The 18,711-nt window shown below is 74.2% G+C and carries 13 protein-coding genes; 2 read left to right on the top strand and 11 right to left on the bottom strand.

The features are described from left to right. Positions 1-10 precede the first annotated feature (10 nt). On the top strand, positions 11-1,975 hold the full coding sequence (locus QP090_RS31625; RefSeq protein WP_285943306.1) for a DUF6596 domain-containing protein: 1,965 nt from the start codon (positions 11-13) through the stop codon (positions 1,973-1,975). On the opposite strand, the gene QP090_RS31620 is transcribed toward QP090_RS31625, so the two are convergent. Then, positions 1,959-2,333: a YybH family protein gene (locus QP090_RS31620; RefSeq protein WP_285943305.1), complete on the bottom strand. Its 375-nt coding sequence runs from the start codon at positions 2,331-2,333 to the stop codon at positions 1,959-1,961. The two genes, QP090_RS31625 and QP090_RS31620, sit on opposite strands and share 17 nt — an antisense overlap. Positions 2,334-2,435: 102 nt before the next feature. Between QP090_RS31620 and QP090_RS31615 the strand changes: the two genes are divergently transcribed. Further along, the gene (locus QP090_RS31615; RefSeq protein WP_285943304.1) at positions 2,436-3,338 is read left to right on the top strand and encodes a LysR family transcriptional regulator; all 903 of its coding nucleotides are present in this window, start codon (positions 2,436-2,438) and stop codon (positions 3,336-3,338) included. 45 nt (positions 3,339-3,383) lie between these two features. Here QP090_RS31615 and QP090_RS31610 read toward each other — a convergent pair whose 3' ends face one another. From QP090_RS31610 to QP090_RS31565, 10 genes are all read right to left on the bottom strand, one after another. Continuing rightward, entirely contained in the window at positions 3,384-4,496 is a 1,113-nt protein-coding gene (locus QP090_RS31610; RefSeq protein WP_285943303.1) for an NAD(P)/FAD-dependent oxidoreductase, read from the bottom strand. Positions 4,497-4,584: 88 nt separating this feature from the next. Continuing rightward, on the bottom strand, positions 4,585-5,076 hold the full coding sequence (locus QP090_RS31605) for an acyl-CoA thioesterase (RefSeq protein WP_285943302.1): 492 nt from the start codon (positions 5,074-5,076) through the stop codon (positions 4,585-4,587). Continuing rightward, positions 5,073-10,712, bottom strand: a complete 5,640-nt coding sequence (locus tag QP090_RS31600; protein WP_285943301.1) for a type I polyketide synthase — start codon at positions 10,710-10,712, stop codon at positions 5,073-5,075. The genes QP090_RS31605 and QP090_RS31600 overlap by 4 nt, the downstream gene beginning before the upstream one ends. Continuing rightward, entirely contained in the window at positions 10,709-11,785 is a 1,077-nt protein-coding gene (locus QP090_RS31595) for an enediyne biosynthesis protein UnbU (RefSeq protein WP_285943300.1), read from the bottom strand. The genes QP090_RS31600 and QP090_RS31595 overlap by 4 nt, the downstream gene beginning before the upstream one ends. Then, positions 11,782-13,749 (bottom strand): FG-GAP repeat domain-containing protein, encoded by a 1,968-nt coding sequence (locus QP090_RS31590; RefSeq protein ID WP_285943298.1) that lies wholly within the window; start codon positions 13,747-13,749, stop codon positions 11,782-11,784. Before QP090_RS31590 ends, QP090_RS31595 begins: the two co-directional genes overlap by 4 nt. Next, on the bottom strand, positions 13,746-14,720 hold the full coding sequence (locus tag QP090_RS31585) for a DUF1702 family protein (protein ID WP_285943297.1): 975 nt from the start codon (positions 14,718-14,720) through the stop codon (positions 13,746-13,748). The genes QP090_RS31590 and QP090_RS31585 overlap by 4 nt, the downstream gene beginning before the upstream one ends. 389 nt (positions 14,721-15,109) lie before the next feature. Beyond that, positions 15,110-16,432: an ABC1 kinase family protein gene (locus QP090_RS31580; RefSeq protein WP_285943296.1), complete on the bottom strand. Its 1,323-nt coding sequence runs from the start codon at positions 16,430-16,432 to the stop codon at positions 15,110-15,112. A 1-nt stretch (position 16,433) separates the two neighbouring features. Continuing rightward, positions 16,434-17,246, bottom strand: coding sequence for a hypothetical protein (locus QP090_RS31575; protein ID WP_285943295.1), 813 nt, complete (start codon positions 17,244-17,246; stop codon positions 16,434-16,436). Between the two features lie 234 nt (positions 17,247-17,480). Next, a complete protein-coding gene (locus tag QP090_RS31570) occupies positions 17,481-18,161 on the bottom strand; it encodes a winged helix-turn-helix transcriptional regulator (RefSeq protein ID WP_285943294.1) in 681 nt (226 codons plus the stop codon). Positions 18,162-18,262: 101 nt separating this feature from the next. Next, on the bottom strand, positions 18,263-18,646 hold the full coding sequence (locus tag QP090_RS31565) for an SRPBCC family protein (protein WP_285943293.1): 384 nt from the start codon (positions 18,644-18,646) through the stop codon (positions 18,263-18,265). Positions 18,647-18,711 lie beyond the last annotated feature (65 nt).

The raw sequence follows: 18,711 nt of genomic DNA, 5'->3' as shown, positions 1-18,711 counted from the left end.
GGACCGCGCGATGACCGGCGCGATGACCGGCGCGCACCGCACGGTCGACGCGGTCTGGAAGCTGGAGTCGGCCAAGATCATCGCCGGGCTGACCCGGATGGTGCGCGACGTCGGCCTCGCCGAGGAACTGGCCCAGGACGCGCTCGTCGCCGCGCTGGAGCAGTGGCCCGCGGCCGGCGTCCCGGACAATCCCGGCGCCTGGCTGATGGCCGTCGCCAAGCGCCGGGCCGTCGACCACATCCGCCGCTCGCAGCGGCTGGAGCGCAAGCACGAGCAGCTCGCCCACGAGCTGGAGCGGCGGCCGGAGCCCGAGCAGGACGACGTCCTGCGGCTGATGTTCATCTCGTGCCATCCGGTGCTGCCGACCGAGGCGCGGGTCGCGCTGACGCTGCGGCTGCTCGGCGGCCTCACGGCCGCGGAGATCGCGCGGGCCTTCCTCGGCAGGGAGGGGGAGATCGCCCAGCGCATCGCCGCGGCGAAGCGGACACTGGCCGAGGAGCGCGTCTCGTTCGACCTGCCGGAGCGGTCCGAGCTGGCCGAACGGCTGTCCTCGGTGCTGGAGGTCATCTACCTGATCTTCAATGAGGGCTACTCGGCGACGTCCGGGGACGATCTGATGCGGCCGGAGCTCTGCCTGGAGGCGCTGCGGCTGGGCCGGCTGCTGGCCGAGCTGGCGCCGGACGAGGCCGAGGTGCACGGGCTGGTCGCGCTGATGGAGATCCAGGCGTCCCGCTCGGCCGCGCGGATCGGGCCGGCGGGCGGGATCGTCCGGCTGGACGAGCAGAACCGGGGCCGCTGGGACCGGCTGCTCATCCGCCGCGGCTTCACCGCGATGCTGCGGGCCCGCGAGATCGGAGGCCCGCCCGGCCCGTACGTGCTCCAGGCGGCGATCGCGGTCTGCCACGCGCAGGCGCGGACCGCCGACGACACCGACTGGGCGCGGATCGCGGGCCTGTACGAGGCGCTCGCGCGGCTGCTGCCGACCTCGGTCGTGCGGCTCAACTGGGCCGTAGCGCTCGGGAGGGCGCGTGGCCCGGAGGCGGGGCTCGCCCTGGTCGACTCCCTGGCCGCCGATCCGTCGCTGCGCGATTACCACCTCCTTCCCGGCGTCCGGGGCGATCTCCTGGCCCGGCTCGGCCGGAACGAGGAGGCGCGGCTGGAGTTCGCGCGCGCCGCGTCCCTTACCGGGAACGTCACCGAGCGCGCCTTCCTGCTGCGCCGCGCGGACGAGATCGAGGTGGACGGCGCGCCTGGGACCATGCTCGGGGACGCCGCTCAGGACTTCCTCGGACGCGACGGCCTGACCGCCGAGACGGTCCGCTCGTACGGGCAGACGCTCCGGCGCCTGCGCCTGGCCTTGGGTGATCGGATGCCGCTGGAGTCCCTGACCGCCGACGATGTGGCGCGGGTGTTCGCCACGTCCTGGGGCGGGGCCGCCGCCAAGACGTGGAACCGGCACCGGTCGGCCGTCCGGTCGTTCGGCGCCTGGGCGTCCCTGGACGGTCTCGATGCGGGACTCGACCGGCGCGCGGAGACCCGTCCCCGGACGGAGCCGATCGGCCCGGCCGAGCTGGAGGCGCTCTGGAGCCGTCCCGGCCTGCCGCTGCGGGAACTGGTCCTGTGGCGGCTTCTGCACGAGTCGGGCGCCGGGGTGACGGCCGTCCTGGCGCTGAACGTCGAGGACCTGGACCTGGACGACCGCCGGGCCCGTTCGGGCGACGCCTGGGTGAGCTGGCGTTCGCAGACCGCCCGGCTGCTCCCCCGGCTCGTGGCCGGACGGGCCCGCGGGCCGCTGTTCCTCTCCGACCGGCGGCCCTCCCCCGCCCGCGCGCCGCAGCCCGCCGACCTGTGCCCGGAGACGGGCCGCCGCCGGCTGTCCTACCCGCGGGCCGAGCACCTGTTCAAGCAGGCCACCAGGTCGCTGGACCCGGCGGGCGACGGCTTCACACTGCGGCGGCTCAGGCCCCGTCCCTGACCGGCGAGACGAACTCGGGCTGGTCGAGCAGGCGCAGCCAGCTCCCGTCGGGCTGGCGCCGGACGACCTGCGCGCGGGCGCCGGAGCCGTCCTTGGGCGGGGTGGAGGTGAGGGCGATGCCGTCGCTGACCAGCGTCGGCAGCGGCTGCTCCGGCTCGAAGTGGGGACGGCCGGCCAGCACCTTCTCCCACAGGGCGCGGATGGCGTCCCGGCCGACCGTCCGCTCCCCCGGCGGGAAGGCCATCACCGCGTCCCGCTCGTAGAGCGCGGCGACCCCGGCGGCGTCGCCGGCGTTGGAGCGCTCGACGAACAAGCGCGTGATGTCCTCGGGCCGCATGGCCTTCTCGTATTCCGGCATTGGTTCCTCCTGAGGTCGGGCTTCGTGCTCGCTCGTCCAGCGTGCCCAGTCACCCGTCAGAAGTCCAACAGATGGATCTGATCGAAGCTAGAATCAGCAGTCATGGAACTGAGGCAGCTCGAGTACTTCGTCGCGGTGGCCGAGGAGCGGAACTTCACCCGGGCGGCCGAACGGGTGCACATCAGCCAGTCCGGCGTCAGCGCCCAGATCCGCCGGCTAGAACGGGAGCTCGGCGCCGAGCTGTTCGACCGGTCGGCGCGCGCCGCCACCCTCACCGTCGCGGGGAAGGCCGCGCTCGAACACGCCCGCGACGCGCTCGCCGCCGCCAAGGCCGTCGGCCAGGCGGTCGGCGAGGTGACCGGCCTGATCCGGGGCGGGCTGACCGTCGGCATGGTCATGGGCTGCACCCTCACGCCGCTGTTCGACGCCCTCGCCGCCTTCCACCGGGCGCATCCCGGCGTGGAGATCTCGCTGCTGGAGGACCGCTCCGACCGGCTCGTCGAGGAGGTGCGCGCCGGCACCGTCGACCTGGCCCTCATCGGGACCGCGAGCGCCACCCCCGAGGGGCTGGAGGCGCTGACGATCACCAGCGAGCGGCTCGTCGCGGCGGTCCCGGCCGGGCACCCCCTGGCGGGCCGGGGGCACGTCGCCCTGCGCGACCTGGCCGGCCATCCGATCGTGTGCATGCCGCCGGGCACCGGCCTGCGCACGGTGTTCGACCGGGCCTGCGCCGCGCAGGACCTCCACCCCGCGATCGCGCTCCAGGCCAGCGCCCCCGACGCCATCGCCGACCTCGCCGCCCGCGGGCTCGCCGTCGCCGTGCTCAGCGATTCGATGGCCGTCCACTACCGCGACCGGCTCACCGCCGTCACCATCGACGACGTCGGGACGCCCGCGCTGCTCGCCCTCGTCTGGAGGAGCGCGCACGGTCCGGCCGTGCGCGAGCTGCTCGTGCACGGCCGGCGGGCGTTCGCCGGGCCGGGCCGGACCGGCGCGCCCGGCTGAGTCCGGCGTCGCGTGCAGCCGGATGGACGCACGTTCGGCCGGGCGTCACGTCCAGCCGTAGCTCAGCCGTGTGAGCCTGGGGTTCAGGGCGAGGCGGAGCGTCGAGCGGCAGATCTGTTCTTTGATGAGCGCTCCCGCCCGTCCGGTCACGATCAGCGATGCCGGTTCGTCGGAGAGCCTCGTGCGCTGCCACAGGGCCGAGCGCCGGCCGAGGCTGACGCACTGCGAGGTGAACTTGGGGCGCACCGGCCGGGGCTCGGTGCCGTCGATCAGGTGCAGGACGGTCTGCGCGGCGTGCGCGCCGAGCGGGATCGCCGCCTGGCAGCTCATGCGCAGCGGGCCCGCGCCGATCCAGGACGCGTCGCCCGCGCCGACGATGGCGGGACTGCTCGCGCTGACCAGCGTCCGGTCGACCGCGAGGGCGCCCCCAAAGCCGACCCTCAGGCCGCTGTCCCGGGCCAGCGCGGGCGTCTCGAACGCCGCCGTCATCACCGCGAGGTCGCTGCGCAGCACCCGGCCGTCCGCCAGCACGACCTTGGCCGCCTGGACCTCGGCCACCGCGGCGTCCTCGGTCACCTCGGCCCCGAGCGCGGCGAGATGGCGCCGGATGTACCGCCGGCCCCCCTCGCCCACGCTGGCGGCGATCGCCCCGCCGGTGACCAGGTGGACGCGGTGCGTCCGGAGTTCGGCGAGTTCGGCGGCCAGTTCCACGCCGGTCAGCCCGCCGCCGATGATCGTGACGGACGACCCGCGGGGAAGCCCGTCGAGCCGCTTCCGGGCGGTGATCGCGTCCTGGAGACCACCCACGTTCACCGCGTGCTCGGACGCTCCCGGCACGAGGTCGAGGCGGCTCCGGCTGCCGGCGGCGTAGATGAGGTAGTCGTAGTCGACGGTCCCGCCGCCGCCGAGCTCCACCTTCTTCCGATCGGCGTCGATCGTCCGCGCCGAGTCCCGCACCAGCGCCGTCGAACGCGGCAGCAGCGAGGCGAGCGGCCGCGTCGCCGGATGGTTCCCGGCCATGAGCTGGTGCAGGCGGATCCGCTCGACGAAGTCGGGACGCGGGTTCACGACGGTGACCTCCACGTCGTCCCGGGCGAGCCTCTTGGCCGCGCTCACCCCCGCGTAACCCGCTCCCACGATGACAACCTTCGCACTCATGCTGGGCTCCTTCCCACCGAGTCGTCATCAGTAGGACTGGGCGGCCCGCCGGAATGTGACAGGCCGGGCGGGACGCCGGAAGGCGGCCCTACTGCTCCGCCGGGCCGGCCGGGGGCTCGCCCGCGGTGCGCAGCGTGATCTCGCCGTTCTCGGTCCGCGCGATATAGGGGCGCAGGGCTGCGCCGAGCTCGTCCGGGATCTTCTCCGGGACGAGCCCGTCGCCCGTCCGGACCATGCACGCGACCGTCTGCTCGCCCCGCGCGACCAGGAGCGCCGGGCCCCGGCCCACCCGGTAGTAGTCGAAGGCCATGGTCATCTGGTTGCCCTCCTGGCGGACGAGGGTCATCCGCACCGACACCTCGTCGAGCGCGAAGAGCTCGGAGAAGTACTCGCACGAGCACGACACGGTGACCAGGGCCAGATCGCGATGCAACCGGTCGATGACCTGCGGGGCCTTGTCGGCGAGGAAGAGCTCGCGGCAGGCGCCCTGCCAGGACAGGTAGCCGGTGAAGTACACGTTGCCGACGACGTTGGTCTCGGCGAACGTCACCCGGTGCCCGAACTCGTAGTACGGCCTCACGTCCGTCCCTCCACGGCCACCGCGAGTGCGATCGGGCCGTCCAGTCCCCCGATCGTGAGGACCACCGAGACCACCTCGTGCGCGCCCGCGCGCAGGACCACCCACCCGTTCTCGTAGACGCCCTGGACGGTGAGGGACTCCGGTGACCCGCGTCCGGCCTTGGAGAGGCACTCCTGCACGGTGCGGAGGCGGCTGCGCACGTGCGCGCCGGGCTCATCGGTCAGCTTCCCGAGCCGGTCCGCCAGCGCGGTCCGGGCATCGTCCGCCCGGTCGGTGACCCGGTCGCAGGCGACCAGGCCGCCCGGCGACACGGCCACCGCGAAGCCGCCGGCGTCGTCGCGGTTCCAGCCGGGCTCCGCCGCCGGCCCGGTGGCGCCAGCGTAGTTCACGGTGAGGCGGAGGTTCGCGCCGGGCAGCAGGGCGCGGAGACTTCCTTGCAGGTAGGGGCCGACGAGGACGGGCTCCAGACGGGGAGCGAGCTGGAGCGGCCCGGTGTCGCGCAGGCGCAGCCCGGTCCAGCTCAGGAGGGGTTCCCCCGCGCCGTCACCGAGCACCACGTCGTAGGTGTAGTCGTCGCCGTCGTGCGATCGTTCGACCGCGTCCAGGACGAGCCCGCCTCCCCCGTCGTGGTCGCCGTGCACGGCGAAGTGGTCGCAGCCGACGGGCAGCAGCCGCCGATGCGGGACGCACGCCTGTAGGACGTGGACGGAGGCGTCGTTGCGTGCGACGTCACCGAGGACCGCGCCCGCCGGCCCCTCCGGACGGTCTCCGCTGAGCAACGCGGTGCACGAGGTGGCGTCCAGGTGCTCGTAGCGCAGCAGCCGCTGGAAGCATGGGCCGTGGAAGAACGTCGGCCCGTACAGCGTCCGGCCGTCGTGAGGCGGAACGCCGCCGTGCCGGCGCGGAACCTTGGGCGGCTCCCCGGCGCCGGTGACGGTGCCGGAGAAGTGGTCGACCGCGAAGTCGGTCTCATCGCTGCGCAGCACGATCCGCACACCGCCGCCCTCCTCGGCGAGCGCGCACACCCGAAGCGTCCGGGCGCCCTCCTCCGGGACGATGACCGGACGATCGAAGCGGCCGTCGGCGATGCCCGCGCGACGCTCGCCGGTGAGCATCACGGCGGCCTCGGCCATCATCTCCAGCGCGCTCACCGCGGGGAGGACCACCATCCCGTCGATGCGGTGATCGGCCAGGTGGGGGGCGTCCCGCAGGCTCAGCCCGGTCTCGATGACCAGCTCGACTCCGGGCGTGCGCGTCCGCACGCGCACCGGGACACCGGTGGTCTCCTGCGCCGCGGTCTCTTGCACGGTGGTCTCCCGCGCGGCGTCGTCGAGTTGCGGAAGGCGGCCGGTCGCCAGGACCGTGGGTCCTCCCGCCGCGGACTCCGCGATCTCCGCGAGGAGCCGCACGCCCGCCTCGACCGGCAGCGGCGTGACGCCCGCGCTGGTCAGGGCGTCGAGCACGTCGAGGCGTTCGCCCATCCCGGCGCCGGACCAGGCCGTCCAGTCGACGTTGCGGACCCGGCAGCGGGGAAGCTCCCGGGCCAGCACCCGGGCGAGTTCGCGCTGGCGGCCGTTGGCGAGGGCGTAGTGGGCCTCGCCGGGCAGGCCGAACCGGCCGATCACCGAACCGTGGGTGATCAGCAGCCGGAGCGCGCCGCGGTCGAGGGCGCCGAGCAGGGTGCGCAACCCGTGATGCTTGGGAGCGGCGTGCTCGGCGAAGTCCGCCGCGTCGAGGTCGGTGAAGCGGGCGGGCCGGTTGACGGCGCTGCCGTGCACGACTCCCCGTACGGGGCCGAGCCTCGCGGTGAAGCGCCCGATCGCGGCCCGCACCGCCGCGGGGTCGGTCACGTCGGCGGACTCGTACTGGAACGCCGTCCCGGCTCCGTCCAGCCGGGCCAGGTTCGCGCGGAGCCCGGCATCGTGTGCGGGCTCGCCCCGTCCGACGAGGGCGAGCCGCACCCCCCAGCGCTCGCCGAGGAAGGCGGCGGTCTCCAGGCCGATCCCCCGGGCCCCGCCGGTGACCAGGAGGACGTCGCCGGGGGCGAGGGGCGGCCCGTCCGGCCGGGACGGCGCGGGACGGTAGGTCGTCTCGCACGTCCGTCCCGCCGCATCGATCACGATCTCGGCGTGCCCCCGCCACGTGCCGGCCAGCGCCGCGGCGGTCGCGGCGGCGGACCTCGCAGACGCGACGCCGATCCACCGGAAGTCGAGGCCGGGGTGCTCCTGGGCGAGCGTGCCGACGAATCCCGGCGCGGTGTCGCCGAGGTCCACCACGGTCAGCGGCACACCGGACCCGACCGCGCTCGACGCCGCCCCCACGAGCCATTCGGCCGCCCGGTCATCAGGGTCTTCGGGCAGGAACACCACCATGGCGGGCGGAGCCCCGGCGGCGACGTCCAGCAGGGGCTCGACGGCGGAACGCAGCGGCCCTTCCCCCGAGATCCGCCAGTCGCGCGGCGGCCTCTGCCCGTCCGGCCGAACCGGGGACGGGACGCCGGTCAGGACCCGGTGCCACTCGGCGACGCCCGCGGGCACGCCGCCGCCCGGCCCCGCGGACCGCTCGGCTTCCGGCAGTGCCGCGACGACCGCGGCCAGGTCGGCGACGGTCGCGGTGGCGAGGGGCGGCGGCGCGGACGGTACCGCGCGCCCGAAGCGCACGGCCGCCTCGACCGCGAGCTGCGTGCTCCTGAGGGAGTTCAGATGAAGGTCGCCGAGCAGCGCGTCATGGTCGCCGACCATCTCGACCGGCAGTTCGAGGACCTCGGCGACCAGGGCGCGCACCACGTCCAGCGCGTCGCCTGTCCGGATGCCCGGATCAACGCCTGTCCCCACCCCCGGCCCGTCGTCCTCAGGCTCCTCACGGGCCGTTCCGTGTGCAGCGGCGGGGGCTGCGTGCTCCGGCTCGGCGGGGAGCCGCGGGGCGCTCTCGCACGGGTTGGCGAGGAAGCGCGGCGGGCGTTCCAGGTCGAACGGACGGTGGAAGCGCTCGGCGAACAGCGCCTTGAGGTCGCCGACCGCTCCAGCCGCGAACAGCGCACCGGTCGCCCGCGCGACCGGCTCGGCCGACTCGGCGCCCGCGTCGAGCGCGATCACCGGGACGCCGGTGACCGCCGCCGCCAAGGCGGTGAGCGTCTGGCCCGGACCGCACTCGACCAGCAGGTCGCAGCCGTCCGCGAGCGCCTCCAGCGCGGCCCGGAACCGGACCGGCCCGGTGATCTGGTCGGCGAGCAGCCCGCGCAGGTCATGGTCGGCGGCGAGGACGGCGCCGGTGACCGTGGAGTGCACCCGCCGCCGCAGCGGGCCGGTCCGGACGCCGCGCAGCAGCCGGGCGAACTCCGGCCGCGCGGCGGCGACGGCGGGGGTGTGGAAGGCGTGGCTGACGTCCAGCCGACGGGCCGCCACCCCGGCGCGGCGGGCGCGGCCGAGGACCTCCTCGACGGCGGCGAGCGGCCCGGCGGCGACCTGCGCGGCCCCGTTGTCGGCCGCGATCACCAGCCCGGTACCGGCGATCAGCTCGGCGACGGCGGCGGGCGGGGCGGCGAGCGAGACCATGCCCGTTCCGGGGGCGCCGGTCTCGGCCATGATCCGTCCCCGGGCCGTCACCAGGTCGAGCGCCGCGTCCTCGGCGAGCGCACCCGCCCAGCACAGCGCGGTGATCTCGCCGAGGCTGTGCCCGGCCGCGGCCACCGCGTCGACCCCGATCCTGGCGAGCCAGTGCAGCCCGGCCATCGAGGTCCGGAAGACGGCGGGCTGGGCCACGGCAGTGCCCGCACCCCCTTCCCCGGCCGGGGCGCCGATGGGCGGGCCGCCCAGATCGGGTAGCAGCACACCGAGGGCTCCGGCCCCCGTCCGCACCGGGGCTCCCTGGCCTGGGAACAGCAGGCCGACCCGGCCCGCGGCGCCGCGTCCCAGGTAGACGCCCGGACCGGCGACCAGGCCGGGCCAGTCGGACCCGCCGAGCAGCGCCGCGGCCCGGCGGGCGCGGCGCGCCAGCTCGCCGGGGTCGCCGGCGACCACCGCCGCGCGGAACGGCGGCGCGGCGTGCGCGCCGGACTCGGCGAGGGCGGCGGCCATGTCGATGTGCTCGGCCTCGGACATCCCGTCGGCGCGGGCCGCCGCGCGCTCCAGCGCCGCGGCGAGGTCGGCGGGCGTGTCGGCGGTGAAGGCGAAGACCTCGGCGTCGAGGCTCCGCCGGGCCAGGCGCCGCTCGCGGACCGACAGCCCGCGGGCGCGGCGCGGGACCGCGGCCTCCAGCACGACATGGGTGTTGATGCCGCCGAACCCCACGGCGCTCACCCCGGCCCGCATCGGCGCATCGGGCCACGGCGCCGCCTCCCGGACGATGCGCAGCGGCGTCCCGGAGCCGCGCAGCGACTCGTGCGCGTCGACGCATCCGACGGTCGGCGGGACGACCTGATGGTGCAGCGCGAGCGCCGCCTTGATCAGCCCGGCCGCGCCGGCCGCGGCCTTGGTGTGCCCGATGTTGGCCTTGACGGAGCCGAGCGCCGCCGGGGGCAGCCGCCGCCGACCGCCCTGGACCTCGATCAGCGCGCCGATCTCGGTCCGGTCGCCGACCTCGGTGCCGGTGCCGTGCCCCTCGAACAGCGCGACGGTCTCGGGCCCGAATCCCGCCCGCGCGTACGCCCGGCGCATCGCGAGCATCTGCCCGGCGCGCTCGGGCCTGGTCAGACCGCCCCGCCCGTCGGAGGACACGCCCCAGCCCCGGATCAGCGCCAGCGGCCGGTGCCCGGCGGCGACCGCGTCGCCGGCCCGCATCAGCGCGACCATCCCACAGCCCTCGCCGGGGAGGAACCCCGTCGCGCGCGCGTCGTAGATCCGCATCGCGGACGTCGCCAGCGCCCCGATCCGCGCGAACCCGACGAGCTCGAACGGGTCGAGGCTCAGGTCGACGCCGCCTGCGAGCGCGAAGTCGAGGTCGCCATCCACCAGCGCGGCGCACGCCGCCGTCACCGCGAGCAGCGAGGACGAGCAGGCGCCGTCGACGGTGTAGCCGCCGCCGCGCAGGTCGAAGTGGTTGCAGACACGTCCCGCGATGGCGTTGGCCAGGCCGCCCACCAGGGTCTCGTCCGTCGGCTCGGGGAAGGGCTCCTTGAACCGCCGTTCGAGCCGCGCCATCAAGCCGCCGAGGTCCCTGCCGGCCCAGCCCTCCGCCGTAAGGGCGTCCTGGACCACCCTCCGGACGTACGGCCAGCGCAGCCGCAGCAGCGACGCGCGGCTGAACTCTCCGGTGAGGGTGTTGCCCAGCACGACGCCGGCGCGTTCGCCGTCGAGCCCGCGCCCTTGGGGGAAGCCCGCGGCGGCCAGGGTCTCTGCGGCCACCTCCAGGGCCAGCCAGTGCGTGGGGTCGGTGACCCGGTACGCGGCGCCGGGGACGCGGTGGGCCGCCCGGTCGAACGTCCAGTCCTCCAGTACCGCCGCGGACCGCACGTACGTCGAGTCGGGCCCGCCGCCCCCGTAGTCGCCGAGGTCGAGCCGCTCGGGCGGGATCGGCCGGAAGGCCCGCCGTCCGGCGAGCACCGTCTCCCACAGCCGTTCGGGGCCGGCGGCGTCGGGATACCGGCACCCCGCGCCGACGATCGCGATCGTGCCGGGGGCCTCCCCCGCCGGGGTCATCGCGCCTCATCGGACGAGGCCGCGCGCGCCGGCTCGGGGGACGGCCCGTCAGCCGCCCCGGCCGTTCCCTTCGCCCCTTTCGCTCCGTCCGCTTCGGCCCCGTCCGCCGGAGCGTCCGGCACGGCCCGCGCCTGGTGCTCCGGCGGAGGCACCGGTGCGGCGGGCTCGCCGACGCGCCGCCGGGCTGACTGCGCGCCGAGGGCGAACGCGCGCAGGGCGCACACGATGACCAGCGCGAAGAACAGGCCGTAGACCACGTGGACGGCGACCAGCAGCCCGTAGACGCCGGCCGTGGCCGCGCCGAACCAGAACTGGTTGCGCGGCCGGAACGGGGTGGTGCCCGGGTCGGTGATCATGTAGTTGGTGAAGAGCACGAAGGCGACCCCGGTCATGGCCAGCAGCGCGCTGGCCGTCGCGGTGCCCTCGACCGTCGTGCGGACGACCGCCTGGAGGGCGAACCCGCCCACCCAGCCCAGGATCAGCGGCACCTTCTTGGTCAGCATCGCGTTCAGCATCGTGCCCGAGACCAGGATCAGCGCCGGGACGACCCAGTCGAGCGCCCCGCCGATCCACTCGGTGAACTGGTAGGGCGGCGCGATCCCGACCCACGGGAAGAGCACCAGCACGACCGCGATGCCCAGGTTGGACGGGTTCATCACGTGCCGGACCTTGCCGTTGATCCGGATCCGGATCAGGTACTTGGAGGTGATCCCGACGGCCACGGCGAGGACCACCGGCCCGAGCCTGCTGTTGGCGTAGAGCAGCATCGCGCAGGCCAGCGCGGTGATGTGCGCGGGGAGCAGGAACTCCATCAGCGCCCGCGGGCCGCCGGCGAACTTGCGCGGGCGCTGCGCCGCCCAGGCGTCCAGCGCCTCCAGGCCGAGCTCCAGCACGTAGGCCGCGGCGAGCGCGGCGAGCGGTGTGGCGTACGCCTGCTCGAATCCGAGCACGGTGTGCCCGAGCACGGTGAACACCGTGATGGAGAGCGCGAACCGGCGCAGCGCGATGAGGCGCGGGTCCTTGGCCGGCCGCGCGGCGGGCGGTGCCGTGGTGGGCGTGGTCGCTGAGCTCACGGGGTCATCTCCCGGATCGAGCCGTCGGAGTTCAACAGGAGGGTGTGCCAGCCCGGGGTGGGCCGGACGTCGCCGGTACGGCGGACACCGCAGGCGTCCCGCCAGGACAGCGTGACCGGCACCGACGCCGTTCCGCGCTCCAGGCCGAAGAGCAGCTCGGGCGAGGAGGCCCCGGCGTGCCCGTTGGTCGGGTAGACCTGCCCCACCCGCACGCCCTTCGTGCCGCCGTGCAGCTCGGCCGCGGCGCCGACCGCGGGCGTCACCGCGCCGCCGCCTGCCGTGCCCGCCGTGCCCGGGGTGCCCGTCCCGGCCGGACGAGCGGTTCCGGCGGCGCAGCCTCCGGCCGGGCGCACCAGCCGCAGCCCCAGGTAGGGGGGACGGTTCGTCCTGGTGTTGCGGAAGAGGTACGACCGGCCCCACTGGTTGGCGATCGCGTAGTCGAGCCTGCCGTCATGGTCGATGTCGGCCAGCCCGATGCCGCGGGTCACGCTCGAGTCGTCCACGCCGAGCCGCGCGGAGATGTCGTGGTAGCGGCCGTCGGTCCCCCGGACGAAGAAGGGATCGTGGTCGTCGCCTGAGACATCGTCCTCGCCGGGACGGAAGTCGGGCCACATCGCGGGGTGCGCCAGCAGGTCGTCGTTGGTCATCGCCAGCTCTTGCAGCTGGGGCCAGCGATCGACCCTGCCCTTGACGAACCCGGTCGCCTGGACGATCTGGGTGCTGCCGTCGCCGGCGAAGTCGCCCGCCTTGATGTCCCAGCCCCAGCCGCTGCGGGACAGGCCGAGCGGCTCGCTGTGGTCGTCGTACTCGACGACGTCGCCGCGCAGGATCCGCCGGCCCCGGCTCATCCAGGCGAAGTTGCTCTCCAGCAGCCCGTACGTCTCGGTGATGTTGCTGACCAGCATGTCGGGCACCGTGTCGCCGTTGAGGTCGGCGAACGCCACCCCCATGCCCTTGAACGAGTCCTTGCCGAGCACCTTCGACTTCGGCGTGGTCAGGTGCCGCCGGCCCTGGACGAGCCGGAACCGCACCCTTCCCGGGCGGGAGAGGTTCTGGAAGAGCCGGTCGGGCCCGAAGTCGTTGGCGAAGTAGAGCTCCGGAAGGCCGTCGCGATCGAGGTCCTGGGCGCCGACCGCCAGCGTCCACCCCTGGCCCTCCCGGTCGCCGAACGGTTCGGGGACCTCGGTGTAGGAGGCCGACGGGCGCGCGCCGCCCTGCCCGGACCGCCACAGCAGCACCCTGTTGGGCCCGCCGTTGTAGGCCGCGGACATGGACCGCTGCATGACCAGCTCGCGCTGGCGCGCGTGGACGTCGAGCACGCGGGCGCGGTCGGGGAAGTAGTTGCCCACGATGATGTCGCTGTGCCCGTCGCCGTCGACGTCGGCCACCGAGACCGCGTCGGTGTTCCACACCTGGGACGGCCTCACCAGCTCCTGGGCGGTGAAGGCACCCGGATCGCCGAGCGCCACCGGCGTGCGCAGGAACAGCACCGGTGAACGTCCCCAGTAGGAGACCAGCAGATCGGTGCGGCCGTCCTCGTTGAAGTCGCCGGGGGTGCAGACCATCGGCGCCATGGTCGCGTCGTAGGGCAGCCCGGCCGGCGTCAGCCGGATCGGCGGCATCCGACGCCCCGTCCCGGGCGCCGGAGCGAGCGTCACCGAGTCGTCGCGCGGGTCGACCAGGCACACGTCGTCGGCCCGCCCGTTGCCGTCGACGTCGGCCAGCGCCACCGCGGCGCCGACCGCCGAGATCCAGTGCTGGATGTGCTGGTAGGCGGGGGCCACCGGGCGGGCGATCCGCTGCGGGCCCGTGCCGTTGAGCGCGACCTTGGCGAACGAGAAGCGCTGTGCGAGCCGCGCGTTCTCGCTCGAGGACTCGGACGGCAGGGCCGCCGTGTACCAGGCCACGAGAAGCAGCGCGATCGAGAGGATCTGCACCAGCCGGGTGCGCAGGCCACCGATCATGTCGGGACACCGCCGCTCTGGTTCTGCCACGCGTTCCGGATCCGGGCCCGCCAGAACTGGTAGGCGGCGACGCCGTCGCCCCGGCCGGTCGCCTCGGCGAGGGCCGCGTCGGTCCATCCCGCCGCGACCTTGACCGGGACCCCGCACAGCGCCAGCGCGGCCGGCTCGCAGTGGTCGGGCACCTCGCCCGACAGCACGTGCGCCTTGGCGGCGAAGGCCGCACCCTGGGCGAGGTGGTCACGGTGGCCGGCGGCAGCATCGGAGAGCCGGGCGAGCACCTCGGGCGGCTGCGCGCCGGTGTAGACGGCCGCCAGCCCGATCCCCGCCCACACGTCCGCGCGCCGTTCCGCGGGGAACGCGCCGATGATCCGCGCGATGTGCGCGGGGTCGGCGCAGGTGTGGAACCACAGCGCGCGCCCGATCCCCTGGTCGCGGACGGGGCGGACCGCGCCGCGCGCCGCGCGCTCGATCCGCTGCCGGGCGAACACCGTCTCGGGGTGGAAGTAGGCCTGGTGGAAGCCCCATCCGTCCCAGGCGAGCCAGCGCGACAGCCCGGTGCCGTCCTTGATCCCGCGCCAGGGCCGGACGCGCAGCCGGGCGAACGCCCACCCCGCGCCCACGTCGATGAGGTGGAGGTAGCGGCGGCCGGATCCGGCGAGCAGGTCGTTCAGGCCCCGCCCGCGGGACAGCGTCATGAGGTCCAGCAGCGTCCGGCTCATCGCCGCGCCCTCGTGCGCGAAGCCCCGCAGTTCGTGTGGGACCGCGCCGAGGTCGAGGGGCCCTCGGCGGACGGCGAGCGCGGCGTTGTAACCGGTCGCGAACGAGCCGACCACGGTTTCGAGCCGGTGCCGGATCTCGGGATCGCCCAGGGCGAACAGAGCATGACCGGTCTTGTCGGGCGCGATCCGGTGCGGGTCGAGCGCGAAGGGCCGCAGAAGCCTTGGACAGAGCGGGGGGCTGTTCAAAGTCACTTATCGACCTCCGCCGGGAAGTTGGACCAAATCCAACAACTAGTTAATATTAAAGCGAATAGTCAAGACCGTCTGACTTGACTGACCAGATCCGGACAGCTCACTTTTGGTCGACTTTTCAGCGTGTTATGCTCCGCCGCCAGAGAAATTCGAAACTCTTTCACGATCGACATCATCCCAGGTCAGGGCGCGACCATCCGGCCGAGGGCGTCGACGATCTATCAATTCGAGCGCTCATCGGTTTTTATCGGACAAATTATTACAAAACAATCACGATGGGAGATCTTGGATGCGGTCCGTGGGTCGCATTTCTCTCCCACGAACTCTATTCATTTCGCCGGATATGGTCACTCGACCGAGAGGGAGAACTTACCTGGAGGGAACGCCCCTCAGAAGAATGCGGGCGCGTCCTCATGGTCGGGATCCTCGTGGTCGGGATCGCCGTCCATGGCGAGCAGGCCCTGCATCGCGTACGGGGCGGCCTCTAGCTGGAAGTCCATCGACGGGTGATTCCTGCGGACCGTGCCCTCCAGGGTGAGCAGGCAGAGCATCGGGAAGGCGAACTCCGGTTCGGCGAGGAGGCGGTGCCTGCGCTGGAGGTCGAACAGCTCGACGCAGAACGCCGAGAGGCTGAAGCTCCCGGCGGTCAGGCCCGCGTTCCGGACGACAAGCTCGGCGACCCGCTCGCGGAACGCCGCGACGTCGGCGTCCCGTGCGGGGCCCCGCACGGTCGACAGCAGGACGCCGGCGCACGCCTCGCCGTCCCCTCTGACCATGCCGCCGAAGAACTCGGTGAACTTGCGGCGGGCCTGCCCGCTCATCTGGAAGACGAGGCCGGCGTCCAGCAGCACGACCCTCCCGTCCGGCATGAAGTAGACGTTGCCCTGGTGCAGGTCGACATGGACGAGGCCCTCGACGAACAGCATCCGGTAGACGGCCCGGGTCAGCTCGGTGGTCTGCGCCCGGCGGTACTCCGGCGGCAGCGCGCCGGCGCGGGCCCGATCCAGGCCCTCGACGAACTCCATCGTGATGACGCCGTCCCCGCACAGCTCGGGGACGATGTCCGGGACGACCACGCCGGGGGTGTCGGCGAAGACGTCGTGCAGGCGCCGCAGGCACTCCGCCTCGGCCCGGAAGTCGAGCTGCCGGACCAGCAGGTCGCCGAGCTGCCCGGTGATCTCGCCGACCGGCACCCGGCGGAGCGCGGGGAGGCCGGACGCGGCGCGCGCCAGCCGGCGCAGGATCGCGATGTCACCCGCGATGGTGTCGCCGACGCCGGGACGGCGGACCTTCACCGCGACCGCCCGGCCGCGGTACTCCGCGCGGTACACCACCGCGATCGACCCGCCGGCCACCGGCGGCCGGGTGAACGCGGCGGCGAACCCGTCCGGCAGCGGGCCGAGCCCGGCCCGCACCGCCCGCAGCGCGGCGGGCCCGGTGGGCGGGGCGACGTCGTCGTGCAGCCGGCCGAGCGCGGCGGCGACCGGCTCGCCGACCAGGTCGACGCGGGTGGCGAGCAGCTGCCCCGCCTTGATGAACGCCCCGCCGAGCCGTTCGAGCAGCCGGGCGGTCTCGGCCGCGAGGCGGTGGGTGCGGACCTCGCCGGACGAGGTCGCCGCGATCCAGACCATCCGCGTCAGCGCGGGGCCGCCGATCGCGGCGATCGCGGCGACCCGCCCGGCCAGGATGCGCCGGCGCGTCTTGGCGGCCACGTCACGCGGGCCCGTCGGGCCTGGCGGGGAACCGGTGCTCGAGCGCCTCCCGCAGCCGCTGCGGCCCGCCGTCGAAGTCGGCCGCGGGGACGGCCGCCGGCTCGCCGACCCGGCGGAAGTCGGTCCACCGCTCCGCGCCGGGACGCTCCCCGCCGGAGACCCCCGCGCGGGCACACCCTGCGTCGGGAGACCCCCTGCCGGGACGTCCGGCCCGGATGAGCCTCGGCAGGCCCGTCACGCTCGGATCGCCGAGCTCCACCACCTCCCAGCGCCGCTCGGGCTCCCGGCGCCGGTCGACGGCGCGGGCGACGACGATGCCGCTCGCCGGATCGACCGCCTCGGTGACGGTCAGCCCCGGCGTGGAGGCCGGTCCGAGGAAGCAGTACGCCTCGGCCCCCGGCCAGCCGCTCCAGGACAGGTCGGAGTCGCGGTCCTCGGGGGTGCTCCCGAGGCCCGGATAGCGCCAGGCCATGAGGTCGAGGTAGCCGACCTCGGTGAGCGGCAGGCAGCCGAACAGGTAGCGCTCGGCCAGGCGCAGCGAGCACCTCATCGTCGGCACGTAGGTCTGCACCTCGCAGGCGCCCCGTCTCCGGTCCTCGCTGATGCGCACGTGAGTGCCCGCCAGGGTCTCGGGCTGGGTCACGAACAGGCAGGTGAGAGCGGTGTCACCGGTGAACCGGCGGCCGATCAGGTAGCGCATGGGCCGCCGCCCGATGGCGGCCTCCACGGCGAATCCGAAGGAGCCGAGCGAGCCCGCGCTGAGGTTGGCGCGGTCCTGGCGAGTCGTCCGGCGACTTGGCTGATGCAGGCCCACGATGTCCCTGCCCGTCCCTTCGAGCGGTGGCGGTGCGCGCGATGGCCTCCACCGGGCCGCCCACCGGTCGAACGTGGCCGGCCGGGCCGTGACGGCGCGCGCGATCCGCCCGCCGGGGCGCCGGGCCGGGTACCGGAGGACGGCTTCGAACGGGGTGCCGTCCGCGCTGTCCGATTGGGAGTAGAGCACCGGGGAAACCCGGAGTCAAGGGGGCGGTCAGGGCCCCCGGACGGTTCAGCGGACCAGGCCGAGCAGGCGCGAGCAGCGCAGCACCGCGTCGTCGTCGCCCTCCATGACCAGCCGCCGGGTGAGCGTGGCCTCGAGGGGGTTGAGCCGGCCGGCCCCGATCTCGACGAAGGTCACCGCGTCGGTCGTGACCAGCAGCGCGGGGTCGAAGTCGGGCTTGCCGTGCCGCACCGCGACCCGGCCGCCCTCGATCGCGATGTGGAACACCTCGTCGTCGATCCGGAACTCGTACTGCTCGTCCTGCACCACGGCGCCGAGGTCGACCATCGCCTCGACCGCGAGCACCGCCCACCGGGGCCGGACGACGTCCTCGGCGGCCGGTGCCTGGAGCAGGCCGAGGCCCCAGCGCGCCACGGAGAGGACCGCCTCGCGCAGCCCCTCGCCCTGCTCGGTCAGCTCGTACATTTTGATCTTCGACTCCGGGCTCATCAGGCGCTGCCGGATGAGCCCGGTCTCCACCAGGAACCGGAGCCGGTCGGCCAGGAGGTTGGTGCCAATGCCGGGCAGGTTGGCCTGGAGTTCGTTGTAGCGGCACGGGCCGGTGAGCAGCTCGCGAATGATCAGCAGCGTCCAGCGCTCGCCGATGACGTCGAGCGCGCTGGCGAGACCGCAGTACTGGCCGTAATTGCGACGCTGTTGCTTGGCCACGACCGAACCTCCCGTGTTCACTTGACAAGTGTATTCCGAACGGGAGGCAACTGGGGCACCGCGGTCACTCCTGGACACGGCGCGAGAAGGCGGGCACCGCCCGCCCTCCGCCGTGCTGCGGGTCAGCCCGCCGCGGTGTGCTCGTCGAGGTTGGCCAGTACCTGCGGCCATGCCTCGTCGTGCCGGTCGCGCGCGGCCTGGTCGGAGAATCCGGCGTGCGTCAGGCGCAGCGCGGACCCGCTCCCGGCCGGGGTGAGGTCGATCGTGACGACCGTCTCGGCGCCATCGGTGCCGCCGGCCCCGGTGATCCAGGTCAGCTCGATGAGCCGGGCGGGGTCCAGCTTGAGAAAACGACCGTAGTGGGAGTGGAGCTCGCCGTCCGCTTCGACCTGGAAGAAGAACGGGGCGTTCACGGCGGCGGTCATCGAGAGTGTTCCGGGGGCCGCGAACCACTGGTCGAATCGTTCTGTCCATTCGGTGTAGAGGGCCTGCGGCGTCGCCCTCATCGACCGTTCCACCTGCACGCGCCATGGCCGGGACGAGAGTCCGGGCACCGTCAACGGGTTCACCA

The organism is Actinomadura xylanilytica (assembly GCF_030283145.1).
GTDB classification, from domain to species: domain Bacteria; phylum Actinomycetota; class Actinomycetes; order Streptosporangiales; family Streptosporangiaceae; genus Spirillospora; species Spirillospora xylanilytica.
Note: the sequence above shows the minus strand (reverse complement) of the source record. Positions and strands in the feature narration are given on the sequence as shown.